This window comes from Nocardia suismassiliense, assembly GCF_900269665.1.
In the GTDB taxonomy this organism is placed as follows: domain Bacteria; phylum Actinomycetota; class Actinomycetes; order Mycobacteriales; family Mycobacteriaceae; genus Nocardia; species Nocardia suismassiliense.
In genome coordinates this window covers 511,644-527,802 of sequence record NZ_LT985361.1, presented here as the reverse complement: position 1 = coordinate 527,802, position 16,159 = coordinate 511,644, and the positions used below count along the sequence as shown (strand labels likewise).

Annotated in this window: 14 protein-coding genes; 4 read left to right on the top strand and 10 right to left on the bottom strand. The window is 67.9% G+C overall.

Annotated features, from left to right (window positions below; all coding sequences use genetic code 11):
• Positions 1-126: 126 nt before the first annotated feature.
• Positions 127-1,017 carry an NAD(P)H-binding protein gene (locus tag DBO33_RS02400; protein ID WP_107653587.1) on the bottom strand — a complete coding sequence of 297 codons (891 nt, stop codon included), beginning with the start codon at positions 1,015-1,017 and terminating at the stop codon, positions 127-129.
• A 95-nt stretch (positions 1,018-1,112) separates the two neighbouring features.
• Between DBO33_RS02400 and DBO33_RS02395 the strand changes: the two genes are divergently transcribed.
• Positions 1,113-1,961: an AraC family transcriptional regulator gene (locus DBO33_RS02395; protein WP_107659894.1), complete on the top strand. Its 849-nt coding sequence runs from the start codon at positions 1,113-1,115 to the stop codon at positions 1,959-1,961.
• Positions 1,962-2,088: 127 nt separating this feature from the next.
• Here the strand turns inward: DBO33_RS02395 and DBO33_RS02390 are convergent, their stop codons facing one another.
• Positions 2,089-2,841 (bottom strand): lysophospholipid acyltransferase family protein, encoded by a 753-nt coding sequence (locus DBO33_RS02390; RefSeq protein WP_107653586.1) that lies wholly within the window; start codon positions 2,839-2,841, stop codon positions 2,089-2,091.
• Positions 2,842-2,856: 15 nt separating this feature from the next.
• On the bottom strand, positions 2,857-3,600 hold the full coding sequence (locus tag DBO33_RS02385) for a lysophospholipid acyltransferase family protein (protein ID WP_107659893.1): 744 nt from the start codon (positions 3,598-3,600) through the stop codon (positions 2,857-2,859).
• Between the two features lie 120 nt (positions 3,601-3,720).
• Between DBO33_RS02385 and DBO33_RS02380 the strand changes: the two genes are divergently transcribed.
• Entirely contained in the window at positions 3,721-4,674 is a 954-nt protein-coding gene (locus DBO33_RS02380) for a hypothetical protein (RefSeq protein WP_234390657.1), read from the top strand.
• Between the two features lie 86 nt (positions 4,675-4,760).
• Positions 4,761-6,302: a Rieske 2Fe-2S domain-containing protein gene (locus tag DBO33_RS02375; RefSeq protein WP_107653585.1), complete on the top strand. Its 1,542-nt coding sequence runs from the start codon at positions 4,761-4,763 to the stop codon at positions 6,300-6,302.
• A gap of 61 nt (positions 6,303-6,363) precedes the next feature.
• Here the strand turns inward: DBO33_RS02375 and DBO33_RS02370 are convergent, their stop codons facing one another.
• From DBO33_RS02370 to DBO33_RS02355, 4 genes are all read right to left on the bottom strand, one after another.
• Positions 6,364-6,702 carry a BP74-related protein gene (locus DBO33_RS02370; RefSeq protein ID WP_107653584.1) on the bottom strand — a complete coding sequence of 113 codons (339 nt, stop codon included), beginning with the start codon at positions 6,700-6,702 and terminating at the stop codon, positions 6,364-6,366.
• Between the two features lie 192 nt (positions 6,703-6,894).
• Positions 6,895-7,884: a peroxiredoxin family protein gene (locus DBO33_RS02365; protein WP_107653583.1), complete on the bottom strand. Its 990-nt coding sequence runs from the start codon at positions 7,882-7,884 to the stop codon at positions 6,895-6,897.
• Positions 7,885-8,006: 122 nt separating this feature from the next.
• The gene (locus DBO33_RS02360; RefSeq protein ID WP_107653582.1) at positions 8,007-8,963 is read right to left on the bottom strand and encodes a DMT family transporter; all 957 of its coding nucleotides are present in this window, start codon (positions 8,961-8,963) and stop codon (positions 8,007-8,009) included.
• Positions 8,964-9,216: 253 nt separating this feature from the next.
• Entirely contained in the window at positions 9,217-10,470 is a 1,254-nt protein-coding gene (locus tag DBO33_RS02355) for an oxygenase MpaB family protein (RefSeq protein ID WP_107653581.1), read from the bottom strand.
• 100 nt (positions 10,471-10,570) lie between these two features.
• Between DBO33_RS02355 and DBO33_RS02350 the strand changes: the two genes are divergently transcribed.
• Complete coding sequence (locus DBO33_RS02350; protein ID WP_107653580.1) at positions 10,571-11,215, top strand: TetR/AcrR family transcriptional regulator; 645 nt, start codon at positions 10,571-10,573, stop codon at positions 11,213-11,215.
• Positions 11,216-11,253: 38 nt separating this feature from the next.
• On the opposite strand, the gene DBO33_RS02345 is transcribed toward DBO33_RS02350, so the two are convergent.
• From DBO33_RS02345 to serS, 3 genes are all read right to left on the bottom strand, one after another.
• Positions 11,254-12,684, bottom strand: a complete 1,431-nt coding sequence (locus DBO33_RS02345; protein WP_325050688.1) for an MFS transporter — start codon at positions 12,682-12,684, stop codon at positions 11,254-11,256.
• Between the two features lie 79 nt (positions 12,685-12,763).
• Positions 12,764-14,629 (bottom strand): putative bifunctional diguanylate cyclase/phosphodiesterase, encoded by a 1,866-nt coding sequence (locus DBO33_RS02340; RefSeq protein WP_234390656.1) that lies wholly within the window; start codon positions 14,627-14,629, stop codon positions 12,764-12,766.
• 222 nt (positions 14,630-14,851) lie between these two features.
• The gene (gene serS, locus DBO33_RS02335; protein WP_107653578.1) at positions 14,852-16,114 is read right to left on the bottom strand and encodes a serine--tRNA ligase; all 1,263 of its coding nucleotides are present in this window, start codon (positions 16,112-16,114) and stop codon (positions 14,852-14,854) included.
• Between the last annotated feature and the right edge of the window lie 45 nt (positions 16,115-16,159).

The window sequence follows — 16,159 nt, the reverse complement described above, 5'->3', positions numbered from 1 at the left end:
AGTGCGGGATGCCGCTGATTCCACCGTTATGCCGGCGCTACCGTCTGTCACTGCTATACCGACGCGGCGTCTTCCACTGCTATGACGGCATAACCGGAATCGGCACTACTCGCCTGTTCGAGGCCGCTATGCCAGAGTCATACGGCCAGGGGTAGTCACCTTCGGCGCTTCGAGGAATGCGGCGGCATGATCGGTAGCCCACTCGGCGTAGGTGCGTGGCGCCCGGCCCAGGATCCGGCCGAGGTCGTCGGTGAGCACGGCGTTGCCGCCCGCACGGACAAAGGCCTGCCCGGCGAGGGCGCCCTCGATGAACTCCGCGGACATGCCCAGGGCGCGCATGTGTTCGCGGGCCGCCTCGTCGGGCACGTCGAGCACCGGCACCGGACGACCGAGCACCTCGGCGAGGATGGCGGCCTGATCCGTGCTGGTCAGCAGTTCTGGGCCGGTGAGGGTGTAGACGTTGCCCGCATGGTCGGCGGAGAGCAGCGCCTCGACCGCGGCTGCCGAGACGTCGCGTGGGTCGACCACCCCTTGCTGTCCGGTACCGGTCATGCTGGGCACCGGCTGGCCATCGCGGATCGCGTCGGCCCAGCTCAACGTGTTCGAGGCAAACGAGCTGGGGCGCAGAATGGTCCATTCGACGCCGCTCTCGCGGGCCGCCTGTTCACCGGGCAGGTGCCAGCTGCCGACGCGGCCGAGCGCGGTGTCGCCGGTGCCGATGGCGGAGAGTTTGACGATGCGGCGGACACCGGCGTCCCGAGCGGTGGCGATCAGGGCACGGTCGACATCGACGTATTCCGGACCGAGGACGCCGACGATGAACGCCGCATCGGCGCCTCGCGCGGCCGCCGCCATCGAGGCGGGGTCGAGGTAGTCGCCGCGAACCACCTCTACACCGGCGGGCAGGTTCGCTCGCGCCGGTTCCCGGGTGACGGCGCGGACCTGCTCGCCGCGCGCCACCAATTGCCGGACGAGGTCGCTACCGATGGTGCCCGTGGCACCGGTGATCAGAATCATGAACTCAACGTTGCCGCCCGAGCCACCACGTTCTCTAGGAGATTTCGGCACAGTTGCCGACCTGATCACTGCTTACAGTGGGTCGGGTGACCACCATGCTGCGCACGGCGCCCGTCGTGACCACGGACCTCGTCGAAACGACGGTCCCCGTGCCGGAGTCGTTGCGGCCCTGGTTCACCGAGCTCGGTCGCATTCCGATGGTGCACGACCTGCCCGAGCTGTTCACCCACCTGCCGCAGACCGCGACCACGCTCGTGCTGCGCACCGAGCAGTTCGGTCCGCGCGAGATGCTGGTCATCGGCCCGCAGACCACGGCGTTCTACACCCACCCCATCAAACCCGCGGGGTGCGTCCGGCTCCGCCTGGCGCCCGGTGCGACGCGTCCGCTGCTCGGTGTTCCGGCGGCTGCCCTCACCAACCGGGTGGTTCGCCTCGCCGACCTGCCCGGCGCCGCAGCCGATCTCGCCGATCAGCTGGCCGAATCGGCGCCGGAAGAGATCGTTGCGTTCCTGGAAGAGGCACTGCCGCAACGCATCTCGGAGAACGCGTCGCTGCGCACCCAACGCGACGTGCTCCGTGCGGCCGTGGTGGCGCTGTCGGCGGACCCCATCGGCCGCTCGGTGCAAACACTGGCCGGCGAACTCGCGGTCAGTGAACGCCAACTCCGCAATCTGTTCACCGCTGGAATCGGCCTGTCCCCCAAGCACTTCGCGCGCATCGATCGGGTGCGCCGGGTGCTGGCCCAAGCGGGGCACGCTCGGTGGCGCACCGCCGGCACTCAACCGGCCAGGACTCCTCTCGCGCAGCTCGCCGCCGACAACGGATACTTCGACCAATCCCACCTGACCGCCGACTTCCGCACTTTCATGGGCGTCCCGCCGACCGCCTTCCTCCGCGGCGCCCTCCCCACCCCAACCGCATGCCGACCACTCGACCGCATCTAGCCCGGCGAGCCGCCCACCACGGCCGATTCCGCTGGCGGCTGTGCGGTGAGTGGCACACCACGGAGTAAGCAACTCGGCCGATGCCGCAACCATGTGCCACTCACGCCTGCCGCCCGTTGGCGGTGAGCTAGTGATGTGGGCGTTGGGATTTGGCTCGGCGGCGGGCTAGTTCTTCCTGCTCCAGGACGGCGGCTTCGGCGAGGGTGGGGGCGGTGCCGCCGAGGCGGGCGGGGACCCAGCGGGCACCGGGTTCCATGGGGTAATCCTTTTGGGCCTGGTCGAGGAGCTCGCTCATGCGGGTGCGCAGGGTGGCGGTGAGGGTTTCGGGTGGTGCTGCGGGCGGGATGGGTTCGCCGATGCGGATGTTGATCGGGAATCGGTGGCGGCCGAGCTGTTTGGGGATGTCCTTGGTCCAGACGCGGTGGGCACCCCAGATGACCAGGGGCACGATCGGGACGTCGGCCTCCAGCGCCATCCGGGCAGCGCCGGACTTGAATTCCTTCAGTTCGAAGCTGCGGCTGATGGTGGCTTCCGGATAGACCACGACTAGTTCGCCGTCGCGCAGCGCATCCACCGCGCGACTATACGATTGGGCGCCCGCCGTGCGGTCCACCCCGATCGCCTTGCAGTGCTTCATCAGAAAGCCGACGATGCCGTGTTCGAGCTCGGCCTTCATCATGTATCGCACGTTGCGGCCCGACTTGCGGCCGACCAGCCCGACCTCCATGAAGTCCAGGTACGCGGTGTGGTTCACGGCGAGCACCGCGCCGCCGGTGCGCGGGATCCGGTCCTGGCCCGCGATATCGAACCGCAGACCTTGCACCAGGAAAATGGTGCGGACCAAGCCGGTGAGCATGTCGTAAACCGGTTCCCGCGCCATCCGAATTCTCCGCTGCTACGTGGCCGTCTTCCGCGCGGCCTTCTCCGCGGCCTCGGCGGCATCGAGCGCGTCGGCCTCTTCCAGGGTAGGAGCGCTGCCGCCGAGCCGGGCCGGTACCCAGTAAGCGCCTGGCTCGTGGGTGTAGTCCTTTTGCAGATCGAGCAGCATCTCCTGCATGGTCGAGCGCAGCTTCGCGGTCAGCTCGGCGGCCGGCTCGGACGGCGGGATCGGCTCGCCGACCGCGATGGAGATCGGAGTGTTGGTGCGGCCGAGCCGCTTCGGGAAACCTTTGGTCCACACCCGCTGGGCGCCCCAGATGACGATCGGGATGATCGGCACGTCGGCCTCGATCGCCATGCGCGCGGCGCCGGACTTGAATTCCTTGATCTCGAAGCTGCGGCTGATGGTCGCCTCGGGATACACCCCGACGAGCTCACCGCGCCGCAGGTACTCGACCGCGGCCTTGTACGAATCCGCGCCCGCGCCACGGTCGACCGGAATGTGCTTGAGCGCACGCATGATCGGGCCGGAGATCTTGTCGTCGAAGACTTCTTTCTTGGCCATGAACCGGATGTAGCGCTTGGGAGTGCGCACCGGTAGACCCGCATAGGTGAAGTCCATATACCCGGTGTGGTTGACCGCGAGCACGGCACCACCCCGCGCGGGGATATGTTCATCGCCCTTGACGGTGAACTTCAGGCCTTCGACGAAGAAGACGGTACGGGCAAGGCCGATGATCGTCCGGTAGACGGGTTCCACAATTCCGCTAGCGTAGTCGCTGACTGTCTCATCCGGCAGTGGGCCGCTGCTTTCTCGGTCACACCGGGCCTGGGACAGCTCGCTCGACCGACGCACGCTGTAGAGAAGAGGATCGTCGAAGTGGAAACCGCCCGTCCGAATTCATCTGGACGCGACCGGAAAACGACGCGCCGAACCGGACAGCAGCTCGGCAGGATCACCCCGGATCCCTCGCGACTGCTCGGCGCGCAGCACCAGTCGGCGTCCCGTGCTCGGCGAGTAGTCGTCGGCGGCCTGGCGATCGCAGGCGCCCTCGTGCTCGCTGGCTGTGACTCGGTCTCCGGCATCCCCGGCGACGAGCCGGCGCCCGCCGCGGTCACCACCCCGTCCGCCGCGGTGCCGACCATGCACGCCACCTCGGCGGCGCCCGCACCGTCGGCCGCTGCCCCCTCGACCGGCGCCGTCGCCGAACTGCCTGCCGCCGTGCAGCGTTGGGCGAACGATCTGAAGACCAGCACGATCGCCCAACTCCAGGCGAAATGCTGGACCATCGCGCCGAAGAACGTATCCGACATGTACGCCGACGAGCAGCCCATCCTGGCCGCCCTCGCTCAGCCGGGCACTGCCACCGAGGACGCGGTTACCTGGAAGACCCGCACCACCACGGTCTCCGTCGAACGTGCCGCGCTCGACACCGGTTACGCCTGCCCCCGGGTCGCCTCGGCGGGCGCGGACATCGAGTACAACGACGCCGATGCCAGGCACACCGTGCGCCGCTATCTGGCCAGAGTCGTCGGCACTCCGCTCGACGCCGCGGACAAGGAGGGCACCTACCCGCTGGTCTGCAAAGCTGCCCCGGCGACCTGGGACCCCACCGGGACCGGCAAGGCCATCGCCGCGCCACTGGCCAACAACCCGGGCAAGTTGACCGGCGTCACCAGCTTCGCCGATCAGCAGATCAGCTCGGAGACGCTGCGCGGGGACTACCTCGCCGTCGAGGTCCCGGTCACCAACTCCGCCGGCGCGACCAAGACCCGCACCTTCACCCTGGTCGCCGGCGAACAGGGCTACTGCATCGGCGACGTTTCCCCCTAGCCCGGGGTGCTCGTACCGCACCGCGAGCGTCGGCATTCCCTACAGCCACTACCCTGGATGGCTGGTAACGGTAGGAGGAGCAGCTCGTGCAGATCACCAGCGTCGGACACGCCGGATTCCACATCCGCACCGCGGCGGGGTCGATTCTTTGCGACCCGTGGGTCAACCCCGCGTACTTCGCTTCGTGGTTCCCGTTCCCCGACAACACCCAGCTGGACTGGGACGAGCTGGGTAACTGCGATTTCCTCTACGTGTCGCACTTGCACCGCGACCACTTCGACGCGAGGAACCTGACCGAGCACGTCAACAAGGACGCGACGGTACTGCTGCCGGACTATCCGGTGCCGGACCTGCGGCGCGAGCTGGAGGCGCTCGGCTTCCACAAGTTCTTCGAGACCGAGGACTCGGTCAAGCACACCCTCACCGGCCGGGACGGCGCCGCGCTGGACATCATGATCATCGCGTTGCGCGCGCCCGCCGACGGGCCGATCGGCGACTCCGGGCTGGTCGTCTCCGACGGCGAGACCACCTGTTTCAACATGAACGACGCTCGCCCGGTCGACATGGACGTGCTGCACGACTCGTTCGGCCACATCGACATCCACCTGCTGCAGTATTCGGGCGCCATCTGGTATCCGATGGTCTACGACATCCCGAGCCGGACCAAGTCGAACTTCGGTAAGCAGAAGCGCCAGCGCGGCATGGACCGGTGCCGCAGCTACATCGAGCAGGTCGGGGCCACCTGGGTGGTGCCGTCGGCCGGGCCGCCGGTGTTCCTGGACGACGAGCTGCGCTACCTCAACGATGATCGCGGCGACGAGGGCAACATCTTCCCGGACCAGATGGTGTTCCTGGAGCAGATGAAGATCCACGGCAACGAGGGCGGGATCCTGATGATCCCCGGCTCGGTCGCCGACGTGCGCGGCGCGGAGCTCGAGTTGACCCACCCCTTCGAGCCCGGGCTGATCTACGACAACAAGGCCGAGTACATCGAGCTGATGGCGCAGCGGCTCGCGCCGGTGCTCGCGGCCGAAAAGGCCTCCTGGGCAACGGGTGACGGGCCGCTGCTGGAACCGCTGCAGGCACTGTTCGAGCCGATCATGGCGCAGAGCGATCTGATCTGCGACGGCATCGGTTACCCGGTCGGTCTGGTGCTCGGCGACGAGACCGTGGTGCTGGACTTCCCCAAGCGCGTGGTGCGCGGCCCGATCGAGGGCGAAGGCAAATACCGCTACGGGTTCCGCATCGCGCCCGAACTGGTGCGCACCGTGCTGCGGGACAACGAACCCGACTGGGTGAACACGATTTTCCTGTCCACCCGCTTCCAGGCGTGGCGGATCGGCGGCTACAACGAATTCCTCTACACCTTCTTCAAATGCCTCACCGACGAGCGGATCGCCTACGCGGACGGCTGGTTCGCCGAGGCGCACGACGATTCCGCCTCGACCGAATTGGACGGGTGGGAAGTGCAGCGGCGCTGCCCACATCTGAAGGCGGATCTGTCGAAATTCGGTGTGGTGGAGGGCAATACCCTTACTTGCAATCTGCACGGCTGGCAGTGGGATCTGGAATCGGGGCGTTGCAAGACGTCCAAGGGTCACGAACTGCGGTCGCGCAAGCTGAGCTGAGGCAGCGGGCCGGGCAGGCACCTTTCGGCACCTGCCCGATGTTCGCTCCCCTTTTCGGTGTTCAGGCGGTCAACTCCCTGGTGAGCCGGGATGACCATGGGCACCAGAAGCATCCGGGCAGGAACGCGCCGCACGCCTCATCGAGGTGGTCCTCCACATAGGTGATGCTCGCGTCGCAGACCTCGATGGCCATGGTGAAGAAGGTGACGGTGTCCGGGTCCAAATGGAAACTCCAGCCCGGGTTGTAGTCGGCCTGCTGCTTGCGAATACGTCCCATCACGTGGATCGACATCTGTTCCTCGCCGGATAGGATCCGTCGCGCTTCCGCGATGCGCGCCTCGTTGGTCAATCTGACAACGAATTCTTTGCCGGAGTAATCCGTGAATGCGAAGTCCGCCATGATATTTCACCTCGAAGGATCGGTCGATGGAGCCTTGCCATTCGATGGTAACGAGCACTGCTGTACTATTTCCGCCGAAATCGATTGTGCGGCAACATAATTAAAGGACCGTTCCGTATGCGCTCGGAGAAACGGACGAATTTGCTGTTACGGTCGGCGCGGTGCGTACCGGAATCCTGATTCGCAGTGTTCTCAGCGCCGGACAACCGTTTTCGCCTGCATTATCAGCTCACGCGCGGCGATCGCGCCCCTGGCAACGGGGGCGGCGACCCGACCTTCGGCGTCGATGAGGACCGCCGACGGGGTGCCGCGCACGCGGTAGCGCAGCGCCGCCTCGTTACCCTGCTGCACCAGTACCGGGATCTCTGCCAGTCCCTGTTCACGCCCCCATTCGGCGTGTTCGGCGGCGTCGCCGTTGCCGACGACGACAATGGTCAGCGCCGACACGGTGCGCTGCTGCCAGCGCGGCAGTTCCCGCGCCAACGCCGCGCACAGTTCGCAGCCTGGGTGCACGAAGACCAGCAGCACCTGCCGGCCCCGCTCCAGCAGCGACGCCAAAGTCGTTCGGCCACCGCCGACATCGAGCAGCTCGAATTCCGGCGCGACCGCGCCGACCGGCAAGCCCTCCGCGCCGAGCGTCGACAAGGCTTGCTCGTCGACCCGTTTGCGCAGCGCATGCACCTCGCCCCACACCCACACCAGCATCGCCACCAGCACCGCGGCCACCACGAGCCAGACCGCATCGTCGGTCGGCAGCACGCGCGGCACCTGCGGGTACGCCACCGCACCCCACGCGACCAGCGCCGCGAGTACCAGTAAGACACCGTTGCGCACCACTGTTCGCGTCCCGATGGGCGCCGCACTCATCGCGCCGAAGCACGAGCAGGCCGGACGCTCGCCCCGCCGCAACAGCCGCACCACCGCTGCGGTGAACACGAGCAACAACAGCAGCGCCAGCAACGCGCCCGGCAGGACCGTGCACGGCACCAGCACGGCGACCACAACCACCGCCTCCAGCGCCGGTAGCCCCCACGCCACCACGGCCACCCACCGGATCGGAACACCGAACTCCCCCACCGCTTTCCGCGTACCGACCGGATCAGCCACCTTCCCGAAGGCCGACAATCCGAACAGCACACCGACCACCAGCCGCGAAATCCACACCCCGTATTCGATCAGCATGAGCGCACCATCCCACACCCGCAAACCCTCGAAAGACGAATCAGCGGAACTACTTCCAGCCTTCGATCGCCGGTGAGTGGCACACCATGGAACTGCGCCGCAAGCCAGGACGGCGGCCCGACTCAAGGCTGGGAACGGGTGGCTATGCCGACGGCCACCAATGTGAGCACGCTGCCGATTACCGCAGTGGCGGACAGTCCCGCGCTGGTGGGGGTGGCGAGGTCCAGGGCGATCGACATCAGAAGTTGACCTGCGATGGAGGTCAGGCCGAGCAGGAGGACGCCGATCCAGCGGACGGTGAGGGCGGCCAGTGCGATGAAGGCGATACCGATTAGGCCGCCGAGATAGAGCCAGGGCTGCGTGGGGAATTCGGCGGGCAAGCCGGAACCGAGCAGGACGGCGGCCTCGAGCACCACCAGGGCGATCAGGCCGACGCAGAAGTTGACCAGGGTGGCGGGCAGCGGGCCACCGGCCTGGCCCACCCGGCCGTTCACCGCTTGCTGCCAAGCCAAGCCGATGCCGGCCAGTGCGGGCAGGATGATCAGCAGCGCGGTCGGTGCGCCGCGCAGCGAGTCGGGGACCGAGAGGGCGCCGGATGGTGCGCCCGAGCGGCCCGACCCGGCGAGCATCACCGCGGCCACCCCCAGGGCGGCACCGCCGAAACGCAATGCGGTGACCGGAGTTCGCCCGTTCGGAGCCACACCGAGACGGTCGACTACGAGACTGCTCAACAGTTGACCCGCCACAACGGCGACGGTGAAAGCCGTGACCCCGATCGCCGCGACGGTAAGGCCCTGGCACGCGACGAAGAACGCGCCACACAGGCCACCGAGCAGATGCCACGGCCGCAACGTGCCCGCCGCCAGCGCCCGCCGAACCTGCACCACCCCACCGCGGAGTCGAGCGCTGAACGCGAAAGCGATCACCAGGATCAGCAGACCGGACCCGAAACTGATGGTGGCCGCGGCAATCCCGTCGTGCAGTCGCGCCCCGAGCGCCCCATTGATTCGGCCCTGCACGGCCACACCCGCGCCGATGCCGAACCCGAACACAAGTCCCAACCTCGCCCGCGCGGTCACCCCGGCACGCTACCGCCGCAGCACCTCACCCCGCCGCGCGCACGCCGGACGCCGACACACCGAGCCAGGAGCAGCGGGCTATGCCGTGCAGGGTCGACCGAGCACGATCAACAACCCGTCGACCACTAACTGCCACGTGGCCACCGAGGTCAACGGCCAGGCGATCGACACGATGCCGGCGAAGCGCCCAGATACCGCTAGGGCGCGGGCAGCGACCGGTGCGTGCACCGCGCACGGAGGCCGACAGGCGGGATCACCCTGCGCGGAGGGTGGCGCGGGTGGCGTAGGTGTCGTGGCGGGCGTAGGTGCGGTCGCCGCCGTTGCGGGCGATGGAGCCGCGGACCAGGCGGGTGCGGATGCGGGCGCCGAGGTTTTCGTGGAAGCGGGTGGCGCCGGGGAGGATTCGGCGGGGCACCTCCAGCGCGCCGTTGACTACGGCGGTGGCCAGCACGGCGGTCTTGAAGAACCTGCTGTCGGGCAGGTCGAGGAAGTCGGCGTTGCTGGGGCCGAGGATGATTCGGCTGTAGGCGACCATGTAGCTGGTGACGACGCGGCGCACCGCGCGCTGCGCCGCGGTGGTGTCGCCGACGAAAAGGCCGCCGGCGGCGGGGATGAGGGCTTGGGCCAGGCGCTGGGAATCGGCGTCGGGGATGAATTCGGTGTCGGCGAGAATCCAGAAGGCACGCCAGGTGTCGGTCTCGCAGGTCGGCAGGATCTCCGCGTCCACACCGAGCAGGAACCCGACATAGCGCCACAGCTGGAATACCGCGTCCTTCTCCTTGGCCGAGAACTGCAGCCCGAGCGCTTGGGCGCCAACGAGGTTCGCCATGGAGAAGAGGCCGAGGGTGCCGACGGTGAGCACCTGATTGACCGGGTGATCCCAGGCCGCGTAGTCCCAGTCGGGGCGCCGGTTCATGCCTGCCCGCACCAGCGCGTGCATCAACCGCACGCGCAGCACGCTCTTGTAACCGATCGCATTACGTTCCAGGCCACCGGGAGTGGTTACGTCCAGCCACCACTGGGTGGTCTCGGCCAGCCTGCGCGGCGCCATCGCGTCCAGGTCGCCGGTGCCGACCAGGGTCTTGTCCGCGCGCGACGCCAGATAGCCGCCCATCAGGGCGAACATGCCCATGGCGATGCCACCCCAGACGCCGGTGCGACCGACCACGCGGGCACCGCGATCAATCTTGTCGCGATCCAGCCAGTACGGCGCCGCTTCCACCTGTTCGAAGAGCGCCACCAGCTCCGGCGGGGCATCCGGCACGGCGTCGATACCGTTTTCGACGGCGAGCTCGAACATCCGGCGGCCCTCGCCGACGGGCAGTCGCTTGAACATGGCGACCACGGCGTCCGCCAGCGGATCACCGACCTGGGTGAAACGGCGGAACGAGTCGCGCTGGGCGGCGGTGCAGCTCAGGTCGCCCGGTGCCATGACGGGCACGGCGTACTTGAACGGGAACTCCGTGAACAGCTGCGGAGTGGGGAGTTTCTGGTTGTCATGCGCCATTGCACTTCACCCGTCGGGTCGAGGTTCGTGGTCGAGCATTCTGACAAGACCGTCCCACAAAATCGGATATCTGGCAAGGATGTATGCCAGAATGTCTCGGATGGCTACCACCTCGCGGTCCTACGGCGGCGTCCCGATCGAACAGCGCAAGGCGCGGCGTCGCGGCGCGCTGCTCGATGCCGCGCAGGAAATCATCGGGACCTCGGGTTTCGCCAAGCTGACCGTCTCCGGTCTGTGCACGCGGGCGCGGCTCTCCGAGCGGTACTACTACGAGAGTTTCAGCGATCTCGACGCGGTGTTCAGCGAGGTGTTCGACCGGATCGTCGACGAGATCGGCCAGGCGGTGGTCACCGCGTTCGTCACCACGCCCACCGACATCCGCGCCAAGACCAGGGCGGCCATCGCCGCGGCCATCGACCTGATCGCCGACGACCCACGCAAGGCGCGCATCGCCACCGTCGAAGCGCAGCTGAACCCCGCACTGCTTATGCGCAGGGCCGAGGTGATGCGCTCCTTCGCGGGCATCATGCTGGCCGTGTGCGCGGGCGAGGTCGGCGCCGACGTGGTCGAAAAGGCCGGGGACCACGCCGAATTCGCCGCCACCCACCTCCTCGGCGGCCTCTGGGAAACCACCAACAGCTGGCTGGCGGGCACCCTTCCCATCACCCGCACCGCGCTGATCGACCGCTCCACCGACCAATTCCTGCTCACCGCAAGCCATCTCATCGGCGTCACGCTCGATTAGTCATCAGCCGGCATACGCATGACGTGCCAAGCGGTGGCTCACTCAGCTGACGACGGGTCGACCGGTTTCGGCGGTAGCCACGAGGTGGTCACCAGGGCGATCGGGAGCAGTGTGGCGCCGAGGACGGCGAGGATGGTCGGCATGGACCACCAGGTGGTGGCGATGGCGGCGAAGGCGAAGACGACCAGAGCGACGACTTCACCGAGCAGCCCGGATACCGAAGTCACGGTCGCCCGGGCGGGACCCTCGATCGCGTCCTGGAGACGCGCACCCGCGACGACACCGGCGTTGTAGACGATGCCGTAGGAGACGCCGATCGCGGTGAACCCCAGGCCCGTAAGGACATACACGGCGCTCGGCCGCCCCTCGGCGAGCCCGGCGATGAGCGAACCGCCGAGGAACAGGACACCACCAAAACCGACCGCAATCGCCATGGTGCGACCCGACATGCCCTCGGTGCGCCCGGCGAGGACCGAGCCGATGAGCGAGCCGAGCACCGTCACGCCGACGAGCAGTGGAACCACCGCCGTCGCCACCCCGGCCGACTGGGCGAGCAGCGCGAAGTACTCGTCGAACGCGGTGATCCCGAACAGCAGCGCCCCGAGCAGCACACCGTTGCGCACCGCTCGCACCCGAATCGCCTCCCCGACACCGGTCTTCAGCATGCCGAGATAGCGAGCGAATGCGCCTGCCGCCGCTGGGTCCGTGCTGTGCGGTCCCCGCGCTACCCAGTTGCTGTCAATCGGGCCGTCGCCGACTGTGTCCGCACTCGATGCCATGACCGCGGCAGGACTCGTTGCGAGGGCTCCCGAATCACCGATCGAATACCCCTCGCCGACTTCGTCTTCCAGTTCTTCGACCGCGGTGGCGGATACCACCTTCGGCGCACTGGGCAACGTCATCGCGATCACCGTGTGCAGGGCGGCGAATCCGACGCTGGACCAACCGATCAGCGCATAACCACCCCAGAGGTACAGCGGGGTGGCGGCCACGATGCCGATGACGATGGCGGTCTCCGAGGCCGCACGGGTGTAGCCGAGGATGCGCGCGTAAGAGGACTGTTCGCCACGGGCGGCGAGGTCGTCGTACAGCAGGGCCTCGAACGTGCCGGACACCAAAGCGCCTGCCGTGCCCCACAGTACGAATCCCAGCGCGAAGCCGAGGTAGGTAGGCACCAGGGTCCACAGGGCGAACCCGGCGGTCAGCAGCACACCGCTGAAGATGAGCAGGGCACGCCGCGACACCGTGTCCGCCCAGGCGCCGGACGGCACCTCGAGCAGGAACGCGGTGGTCGACCAGATCGCGAACAGCGAGGAGATCTGCCCGGTGCTCAGCCCATGATCGGCGAACAGCAGGGAGTACAGCGCATACAGCGGGATCAGGTCGCCGATGCCCTTGAACAGCACGGCGCGAATGGTCAGCGCGCGCAGCGACGGCGAATCGGTGCTGCCCGTCAGCCGGGCCAGCACCTCACTGACAGGTCAATAGGCATAAACGAGCAAACGCATACGGTCAGCATGCGCAGCCGCGCCGGGCCGCGTCAAGCGGTTATCGCAGCGGCAGCCAACCGTTGGCGGCGTGCATCGAATCGCCGTCGTCGAGCCGCCGGTCCGTCGCACCGGGACCGACCCGTCCGTGGTTCTCGTTGAGGTCGCTGATCAGCTCCGCCACCGGATGCGAGTCGCTGTAGTGGTAGCCCTGGGCGAGCGCGAACCCGAGTTCGGTGAGCACCGCGGCCTGGTATTCGGTCTCCACCCCCTCGGCGATCACCTGGAGGTCGAGTGCGCTGCTCAACGCGGCGATCACGCCGAGCAGCGGCGGCGCCGGGGAGTCGGATCGGATCGCGGCGACGAAGGACTGGTCGACCTTGAGGATGTCGCTGGGCAGCGTGGCCAGCCTGCTGAGCGAGGAGTATCCGGTGCCGAAATCGTCGATGGCGATGCGCACCCCACGCTCGCGCAGCGTGTGCAGATTCGCGATGGCGGTGTGGGATTCGGCGGCCAGCTCGCTCTCGGTCACCTCGAGCACCAGCTGCTCGGCGGGCCAGCCGGTGCCGGCGAGGATGCCCGCCACCCGGTCGGCGTAGCCGGCTTCGGCCAGTTCCAAGCCGCTGACGTTCACGTTCAGCGTCAGGTCGAGCTGGGCGAAGGTGTCCTGCAATCGGGCGGCGTCGGCGCAGGCCCGGCGCAGCACCAACTCGTCCAGATCGGAGATGAGGTCGTATTCCTCGGCGACCCGGATCAGGCCCTCGGTGGTGACGTCCGGCTGCGCGCTCGACGACCAGCGCAGCAGCGCCTCGACTCCGACCGCCTTGCCGCCGCCCTCGGTCAGACTGACGATCGGCTGGTAGTGCACGTCGAGCAGCCCGCGGTCGATGGCTTCGCGCAACTCCACGGCAAGCGGCAGCTGGCGCGACGACTCGAGCACCGTCCGGTTACGGCCCGCCTGCTTGGCCCGGTACAGGCCGACGTCCGCGCGACTCACCAGCAGCGAGCCGGATTCGCCCGGCTGCCACGAGGTCACGCCCGCCGAACAGCCGGTGGTGACCGCCGCGCGTAGTTGCTCGGTGAGCAGGATGGCGGCCTGCTCGGTGGTGTTCGGCAGCAACATCGCGAACGCGTCGCCGCCGTAGCGGGCCAGACGCTGGTCCGGCGCAAGCAGTTTCGACCAGGTGTCGGCCACCCGCTGCAGTACGGCGTCGCCCGCGCGGTGGCCGAGGTGGTCGTTGATCTTCTGGAAGCGGTCGAGATCGACCAGCACCAGCGCGAGGCCCTGGCCGGTGCGGGTGGCCTGGTCGATCGCGGAGTTCAGCGCGCGATCGAAGCCGCGCCGGTTCAACAGCCCGGTCAGCACGTCGATATCGGCTTCCGAGGCCATCCTGGTGAGGATGCCGACCACCACACCGACGCCGACGGTGACACCGGCCGGGATCAGCCCGGACCACCACGGCAGCCCGGGATCCACCGGCCGCGCGGGCAGCACCCACAGGCACAACGCCAGTGCGAAGGCGATATGCGCGGCCGCTTGCGACCAGGCGAAGAACAGGGCGGCGTCGCAGGCGATGAAGACGTAGAACGCGGCGAGGCTGATCGCGCCGACCGTATTGGGGAACGCGTACACCGCGATGGTCACCAGCACCGTCGCGATCGCGACGTAAGCGTGGTGCACCGAGTGCGGCAACCGCGGCCCCCACGCCAGCAGGGTGAGCCCGAGCGTCAGCGCGATCGCCGCGGCCGTGCCGACCAGTGCCCGATTACCCTCGTCGCCCGGGGCGACGGCAGTGATAAGCAGACCCAGCACACCACCCATGACGTAGAACGCCCCGGTGGTCCGAGCCATGACCATAGCTGTCGCCAGCGCCGATGCCGCCCGCACCCGGGTTCGGGTATCGCCGCGCGCCCCGATTCCTCGCACGGTGAACAGCCTAGACACAACGAATCCCAGCGGTTGCCACATCCCGTGAATCCGGAGTGGCGAACGGTTGGCTATTCATCTTCGCGAAACATTCGGGTAGCCAACGCGACTAGGCCACGGGTGCCCACACTCGATATTCACAGCCACTATCCAGAGTTCCGCGGGGCGAACCGGAGGCGGTGGGGACGAGCGAATGTCCGCCCACCGCCGCAGGCCCGTCCGCTACTTCGGCGGGGTCAGCACCTCGGTGCCGACGAACGGCACCAGTGCCGCGGGCACCCGCACCGAACCGTCGGCCTGCTGGTGGTTCTCCAGGATGGCCACGATCCAGCGGGTGGTCGCCAGCGTGCCGTTCAAAGTGGCTGCGATTTGCGGCTTTCCGTTCTCGTCGCGGTAACGCACCGAGAGGCGACGGGCCTGGAAGGTGGTGCAGTTCGAGGTCGAGGTGAGTTCCCGGTAGGTCTGCTGGGTCGGCACCCAGGCCTCGCAGTCGAACTTGCGCGCGGCCGAGCTGCCGAGATCGCCTGCGGCGACATCGATGACCCGGTACGGAACCTCGACGGCCGCGAGCATGTCCTGCTCCCAGCCGAGCAGGCGCTGGTGTTCGGCGTCGGCTTCTTCGGGCGTGGTGAAGACGAACATCTCCACCTTGTCGAACTGGTGCACCCGGATGATGCCGCGGGTGTCCTTGCCGTAGCTGCCCGCCTCCCGCCGGAAGCACGACGACCAGCCCGCGTACCGCTTCGGGCCGTCGCTCAGGTCGAGGATCTCGTCCGAGTGGTAACCGGCCAGCGGCACCTCCGAGGTGCCGACCAGGTACAGGTCCTCCTCGGCGAGGCGATAGACCTCCGAGGCGTGCTGGCCGAGGAAGCCGGTGCCCGCCATGATCTCCGGGCGCACCAGCACCGGCGGGATCATCATGGTGAAACCGTTGGCAACCGCCTTCTGCGCCGCGAGTTGCAGCAGACCGAGCTGCAGCAGCGCGCCGTAGCCGGTCATGAAGTAGAAGCGGGCGCCCGAGACCTTCGCACCGCGTTCCATGTCGATCAGGCCGAGCGACTCGCTGAGATCCAGGTGGTCTTTCGGTTCGAAGTCGAACTCCGGTGGCGTCCCGATGGTTTCGAGCACGACGAAATCGGCCTCGCCGCCGGCGGGAGCGCCCTCCTGCACCACGTTGGAGATGGCGCGGTGTGCGGCGTCCATATCGGCATCGGCCGCGTGCTGCGCGGCCTCGGCCTCCTTGACCTTGACCGACATCTCCTGCGCCTGCGCGAGCAGCGCGGGCCGCTCCTCTTTACTCGCCTTGCCGACCAGCTTGCCCATCGCCTTGTGCTCGGCGCGCAGGTTGTCGGCGGTGGCCACCGCCGCGCGGCGCGCGGCGTCCGCCTCGAGCAGGGCATCGACGAGGGCGGGGTCTTCGCCACGGGCGCGCTGCGAGGCGCGGACCGCGTCGGGGTTGTCCCGCAGGAATCGGAGGTCGATCATGGGGCCTCAGCCTAGTGGTCGGGATATTGCTGTTTCACCCCGATA